The sequence below is a fragment of the Gloeomargarita sp. genome, from assembly GCF_053491055.1.
The window spans coordinates 24,252-30,267 of record NZ_JBRCEP010000093.1 but is presented as its reverse complement, the minus strand read 5'-3'; the positions used below and the strand labels follow the sequence as shown (position 1 = coordinate 30,267).

At 58.2% G+C, this 6,016-nt stretch carries 6 protein-coding genes; 1 reads left to right on the top strand and 5 read right to left on the bottom strand.

What is annotated here, in order from left to right; genetic code table 11:
- Positions 1-728 precede the first annotated feature (728 nt).
- The 5 genes from ACWISF_RS10570 to ACWISF_RS10550 form a co-directional block, all read right to left on the bottom strand.
- Positions 729-1,376 carry a YqiA/YcfP family alpha/beta fold hydrolase gene (locus tag ACWISF_RS10570; RefSeq protein WP_448381547.1) on the bottom strand — a complete coding sequence of 216 codons (648 nt, stop codon included), beginning with the start codon at positions 1,374-1,376 and terminating at the stop codon, positions 729-731.
- Positions 1,376-1,843 (bottom strand): GNAT family N-acetyltransferase, encoded by a 468-nt coding sequence (locus ACWISF_RS10565; protein WP_448381546.1) that lies wholly within the window; start codon positions 1,841-1,843, stop codon positions 1,376-1,378. The genes ACWISF_RS10570 and ACWISF_RS10565 overlap by 1 nt, the downstream gene beginning before the upstream one ends.
- Positions 1,844-1,979: 136 nt before the next feature.
- Complete coding sequence (locus tag ACWISF_RS10560; protein ID WP_448381550.1) at positions 1,980-2,870, bottom strand: apocytochrome f; 891 nt, start codon at positions 2,868-2,870, stop codon at positions 1,980-1,982.
- A 77-nt stretch (positions 2,871-2,947) separates the two neighbouring features.
- Entirely contained in the window at positions 2,948-3,493 is a 546-nt protein-coding gene (gene petC, locus ACWISF_RS10555; protein WP_448381545.1) for a cytochrome b6-f complex iron-sulfur subunit, read from the bottom strand.
- Positions 3,494-3,825: 332 nt separating this feature from the next.
- Positions 3,826-4,041 carry a lipopolysaccharide assembly protein LapA domain-containing protein gene (locus tag ACWISF_RS10550; protein ID WP_448381544.1) on the bottom strand — a complete coding sequence of 72 codons (216 nt, stop codon included), beginning with the start codon at positions 4,039-4,041 and terminating at the stop codon, positions 3,826-3,828.
- Between the two features lie 128 nt (positions 4,042-4,169).
- Between ACWISF_RS10550 and ACWISF_RS10545 the strand changes: the two genes are divergently transcribed.
- Positions 4,170-5,774 (top strand): DUF3370 domain-containing protein, encoded by a 1,605-nt coding sequence (locus tag ACWISF_RS10545; RefSeq protein WP_448381543.1) that lies wholly within the window; start codon positions 4,170-4,172, stop codon positions 5,772-5,774.
- The last annotated feature ends 242 nt before the right edge of the window (positions 5,775-6,016 follow it).

Here is a 6,016-nt window from a genome sequence, read left to right as displayed (position 1 = left end):
GTACTTGTGGCGTCATCATTTGGGATTGCTGTATCTGGGGGTTCGTCGCCTTGCCATAGGTTCACCTGAGTCATGCAATGAACGGCGCTGATGGGAGATGGGAAATCGGTGTTGACTGTTGATGGCATCGCGAGCATCGTCAGGGTTGCCTATCTTCATCGTTTTGCTCATCCTATCTAGATTCAGCACTGCCAGGCAATGAAAAGTCAATGGCGCCAGTAGGGTTGAACTCTGCAACAAAAGTTTATAAATTTGCGTCAGGCCACATGCTTAATGAGAAAACTTTTTGTTATATAGTCGTTTCACAAGAAAATGCAACACTTTGAGGCACTGGTCATGGCTGTATCCCCTTCCAGGACAGGGTTTGCAGGTAAAGGCGAATGTTGCAAACTTGTTTGAAATGACTATAAATAAGAATTCAGCGCCTCAATGACAAGGCTTTGTAGCATGAGGCGAGATGCACATTTTGGCACAAATCCTCAAAATCTTAAGATTCAACGCTTCTGAAATGGTGCTATAGCTAAGCATACAAAGGTTGACATGCTATGGGCGCTGGGCGTATCCCCACAATGGCGTAGCCATGAATCTTAAGGCGACAACCTTAACCTACCTAGCTATAGCTCTAGGGGCATTTACTCGTATTGCCCAAATTGCTCCCAATTCCATTTTGCGTGATGCACCGGCAATTCTCCCACTTTTTAGGACGTTTCAGTTGACCGATTACCAATTTACGGGCCGGGGGACAGTCCCAAAAAAGCCACAATTTCCTGCCAAATCAGGGGCAAATCACGTTTCAAACTGTGGTCATCTGCCACCGGAACTAAGCGCACCCAGGGACGGGATTGGGCATAAGTTTCGCTGGCGCTTAAGGGAATCACTTCATCGTGTTGCCCGTGAAGGATGAGGGTGGGTACGGGCCGCCGGAGTCGTGTCTCATCATAGCGTTCTAAATCTAGGAGAAATTCGTAGTGCAGGGGTAATTCCTTGCCCTCGCCGTAGTGATAGACCGGAATCGTGCCCTGTTGTTGCCACTGCTGCAGTTGCTCGGCGCTGGTGCGTTGCCGCCAATAGGTCAGCATCCCAAAGGCGGGCGCCAGTAATACCAAGTGGCTGATTTGCGGGTGGTCTTCCACCAGGAACGCTGCCGTGAGGCCGCCCAAACTAGAGCCGATCAAGACGGTGGGGGTGGCTGATAAAAGCCGGCGAACCTGGTGAATTTGCCGGGTGAGGGTGAGGTGGGTAAAATCCCCCTGGTTCAAGTCGGGAATCTCAACGGGAATGCCCAATTGACCGAATTGTTGCTGTAAATAGAGGGCTTTGCCCGAAGCGGGGCTAGAAGCCAGGCCGTGTAGGTAGATAACCGTAAACGCAGCCATCAGGACGCCGATGTCACAGGGGTCTCCACCAACCGCTCCAACTCCGCTAAGGCCACCGTCGGTTGCCGGTTAAACAGAACCATCGTGGTGGTGAGATTTTCTGTGAACCCCAACCGCTCGTAAAACCTCTGTTGGCTGCTGGTCATCAGGTAAACCCGCTCCACCGCCTGCACGCTTGGATGCGCTAACACCGTTTTGATCAAAGTACGCCCCAAACCCCGCCCCCGATATTCCGGGTGAATCACCACATCCCACAACACTGCCCGATAGACCCGATCCGAAGTCGCCCGCGCAAAACCAATTAGACGTTCCCCATCCCAGGCCGTCACCACCGGGTCACTGTGCTGGATGGCCGTTGCCAGGTCGCTCGCCGTGCGATGCTGCGCCCAAAACGCCCCAATATCGAACAAATGCTGCAACTGGTCAATGTCCACCCGCTGGCGGTCGGTGCTAAAGCAAATACCCATAGGCAGCCGCTTATTTTCCCCCTCCTCCCTACGCCCCCTGCTTTTTACCACTTTAGCCTAAATTCCCAGCCCATGCCCAGCCGTAAAAAAAGGAGGGTCACCCCTCCCTGGCATGCCAGCCATGAGCCTAACCGCCTTAGAATTCCATCTGGGCTTGTACCTTCTCCCACTGGCGTTTTTTGAGCACCAGCATCACCTGGGCAAAGGCCACCGTTGCCAAGAAGGCCATCAGCCACTTCAGACGCGTCGGACTTTGCAGGACGATTTCCCCATGCGCCTGCCCAAATCCACCCACATTGGGGTTGTTGGTCAGGGGGGCATCGGCGGCCACGGTATCTCCCACCGCCACCACCAGGCGCGGCCCCGGCGGAATCGTCTCCACCACCGCTTCCCCCGTCGTCGGTTGAATCGTCACTTGGTAGCCGCCTTCTGCCTGCGGGGTAATTGCCGTGATGGTGCCCGCCACCGGCGCGGTAAACACCGTGTTATTGCTCTTTTCCCCGGTGGGGTAGATTTGCCCCCGCCCGCGATTGCCGCCTAGATAGACCGGGTACTTCAAGAAATGTACATCCTTGTTGGTGGCCGGGTCCGGCGCCAAGATGGGAAACACAATTTCCTGGTACTGGTCCCCTGGCAACGGCCCCACCAACAGAATGTTTTCCTTGTCCTCGCTGTAGGGTTGGTAGTAAATGCCCTCAGTTTTTTCTTTCAGTTCCGGCGGGATGCGGTCTTCCGGCGCCAGGGTAAAGCCCTTGGGCAAAATGAGCACCGCCCCCACATTCAACGGCCCGGTACTGCCATCGGCATAGACCTGCTGGAGACCGGGTTCGTAGGGAATACGCACCTTGGCTTCAAACACCTGGTTGGGCAAAACCGCCTGCGGCAGCTCCAACTGCACCGGTTTTTGGGCGAGATGGCAATTGGCGCAGACAATCCGCCCGGTTGCCTCCCGCGGATTTTCGTAGGCCTGTTGCGCCCAGAAGGGATAGGCGTAGGCAGGCTGCATCAGTCCCAGCCACACCACCATCCCCAGACACACCAGAACCAGCCGACCCAGCACCACATGCAGATTGTTCATGGGAATCCCTCATCAGCAGCAAAACATTAGGTCCACCAAGGCTTTTGGCCGGTGCGAAAATCCGTTTCTTTCCAGGGAGTCAAGAGAATTCTGCGGTCTTCGGTGACCTGGGCTTTCACCAAGGCCAACGACAGCGGCGCCGGCCCCCGCACCACCTTGCCGGTTTTATCGTACTGGGAACCGTGACAGGGGCAAATAAATTTGTTTTCGCTGGGGTTCCAGGGCACCACGCACCCCAAATGGGTACACACCGCATTCAAACCGTACTCGGCAATCTGGGCGTCTTCCGTGACCACCAGGTAGGTGGGGTCCCCTTTCGGGCCTTGCACTAGCGAACGGTCGCCAGGAGGATGGGTTTTCAGATACTCATCCACGTTGATGTCATTCCCCAGGGCGTCTTTGGCAAGCACCCCGTCCCCAGCCGCACCCCCGGCACCGGCAGGGATAAAAAAGCTGACAAAGGGATACAGCGCAGCCAAGGCAGTGGCGCTCAACCCCCCGGTCATGATCAGGTTCATGAATTGGCGGCGCCCCATATCGGGCACATCAGCATTGCTAGAGACGGAAGCCATGACAGCCATCCTGAAAAACTACGTTTGGATACACATTTTTTTTCATTGACATTCCTACCGCCTAAAGACGGGGGATGCTTACGCAGTCCACCAACAGACGCGTAAAGGCGTTGTCAAGACGCCCCAAGACGGTTCCTTGCCACCACGTCTCAAGGTTCCGCCTACTTAACTCTAGCACCGTCCGGGTCTTTCACCGGGGTAGGTGATTGTTTCGTCACCAAAACAACTATAGCATTGGCAGGGGACTCCAGTTGCTCAAGGACTACGTCCCGCTCACGCGAGCGGCCTTTGCCCCCCCGTCGCACGGCGCTACCAAGCAAACCCGATGTGTATCACCGCCGGGGCATCCCTGGCCGCCTACTGCCCCACACCAGCGCCCCGCTGACCAACCCCAGGGCAAAGGCCAGGGTCAGCACCCAACCTACCGGCAGGGGCACCGACTGCCACAACAACCACCGCAGGCGAACCAACGTCGCATTCTGCACCGAAAAGAGGGCGGTAAACAGGAGTCCCAGCGCCAGGACAACCGATAAAATTAGAGTGGTCACGTTCGCAAATGCCGATAAACAGGCGGTTTACCCCGCCCCATGTTTGGCTTGAAATGCCCGAACCCCATGGGGTATAGCTTGATCATAGCCCTAGCCGGATTCGCTCCCGCAACGCTCGTAGGTTACCTATGTGGTTCCTGTTGCCCATCTTGGCCCAAGCATCTCCCCCGCTGGTGCGACGGACGGTGTTTCAGCCGCAACCTGTGCGGCCATTGCCGGGGGCGTTGGATGATGTTTTGATGTTTCACAGCAACAGCCCGGAGGTGGTGCAGCAGGAGGGCATTTTGCTTTCGACTTTTCCCCCCCAGGGCAAACGCACCCCCCAGGCCCATTTGAATTTGCCGTTGCAGGGACCCTTTACCCTGTTGGCCCACCATATCTTTCGCACCAACGACCCGGAGAATACCCCGACGTTGGTGTTGGGGTTTCTGGTCCACAATCCCACCAAGGACTACGTGCGGCTCCAGGTGACGCAGGCGGCCAGTTTTTTGAGTACGCCGGAGGCGCCGTTTGTGCCTTTGCCCTCCTATTTGGACAATCCCCGTGGGCATGTGTTTTCCGGGCCGGGGAGCCGGGCGATGAATGTGGTGTTGCGCGGCGGCAGGCAGCGGAATTGGCCTTCCCAGGTCGTCCTCGAGCCGGGGGAATATCGGTTGTTGGCGAATTTGCCGATCCCCGCGCCGCGGTTGCCCCGCACGGTGGCGTCCCGGTTGCCCCTGCCCCCGGAGATGGGGTTGGCCCAGGGGATGGTGCTGGCGTTGCAACAGCCGATGCTGGCCCAGGGGGAGGTGGAGGTGCTACCAGAACCAAATCTTTATCCCTCCTCGAATGGCCGCTCCACCTTTGCCCGTTTGACCAGTGATGGGCCGGTGTATGTGGCGAGTCTGGCCTTGTATGCCACCCGCACCTGGGATGGGCGGGAACAGATGCCGACGCTGCCGGATTGGGTGCGGTTGCTGGAGCAGGGCAATTTGGCCGGCCCGCGGGATATCCCCCCCACGCCCCTGGAAGCCACCCAGGTGGCCCGGTTTTTCTATGGCCGGGTGGCGGGGGTGGCCAAGGGTTCCCAGTGGTCGGCGCGGCTGACCGATGGCGCTGCCGGAATTGCTTCGGCCCAGCCCGACCTGTTGACGATTCCGCCGCCGGGGCAGGCCTTTTCCTACGGTTTGAGTACGCTGCATCGGGGGACGTTCGGGACAGGGCAGGTGCAGAGCGCGCCCTTGCTGGTGCGTTACCCGGATACGGCCTACCTGGCGCATGGCAATTATGGGGTACACTACGACCTGCAATTGCCGCTGTACAACCCCAGCCCGGTGCCGCAGACGGTGGCCATTTCCCTGCAATGTCCCCTCAAGGACGACGTAAACCGGGGGGGGTTGCAGTTTTTGGTGCCGCCAGAGCCGCGGGTGTTTTTCCGGGGTACGATTCGCCTGCGCTATACGGCGGACGATGGGACGCCCCAGGTGCGCTATGTCCACCTGGTGAAATACCGGGGACAACAGGGAGAACCCTTGGTGACCTTGACCTTGGAACCCCAGGGGCAGCGGTTGGTGGCGGTGGATTATCTCTACCCGCCGGATGCCACGCCGCCCCAGGTGTTGACGGTGCAGACCTTGACCTCCACCCTGGCGCAAGCCCCCCGCCTGCAAACGGGGGGCACACGTCCCGGCAACAGGGGTGCCTCTCATCGCAGTGGTGCTGATGGCTTGCGTGGCGCAGCCCCCAAATCCTGAACCCTGTTTGGCGCTTGGGCATGGTTTCGGCAGCAAGAACCGAGCTGCCAACTACCCCTGGCTGGGGGGAAGTGACACCTGGGGCGATGCCGGAGTTGGCCGGCCAACCCGGTATGAATCGTCGTTCGCGCCAGCGGGCCGCAGGCCTTGGCAGGAAAAAAAGCCGCAACCTGAGCAGAAACTCCCTGCTGTATGGGTCTTGTGGAGCGGTTATGATTGATTCAGGATGCAGGATGGAGGGA

What these genes read in the sequence shown, in the direction of transcription:
- ACWISF_RS10570 (WP_448381547.1), bottom strand. Translation starts at nt 1,376, where the DNA reads ATGGCTGCGTTTACGGTTATCTACCTACACGGCCTGGCTTCTAGCCCC.
- ACWISF_RS10565 (WP_448381546.1), bottom strand. Translation starts at nt 1,843, where the DNA reads ATGGGTATTTGCTTTAGCACCGACCGCCAGCGGGTGGACATTGACCAG.
- ACWISF_RS10560 (WP_448381550.1), bottom strand. Translation starts at nt 2,870, where the DNA reads ATGGTGGTGTGGCTGGGACTGATGCAGCCTGCCTACGCCTATCCCTTC.
- petC (WP_448381545.1), bottom strand. Translation starts at nt 3,493, where the DNA reads ATGGCTTCCGTCTCTAGCAATGCTGATGTGCCCGATATGGGGCGCCGC.
- ACWISF_RS10545 (WP_448381543.1), top strand. Translation starts at nt 4,170, where the DNA reads ATGTGGTTCCTGTTGCCCATCTTGGCCCAAGCATCTCCCCCGCTGGTG.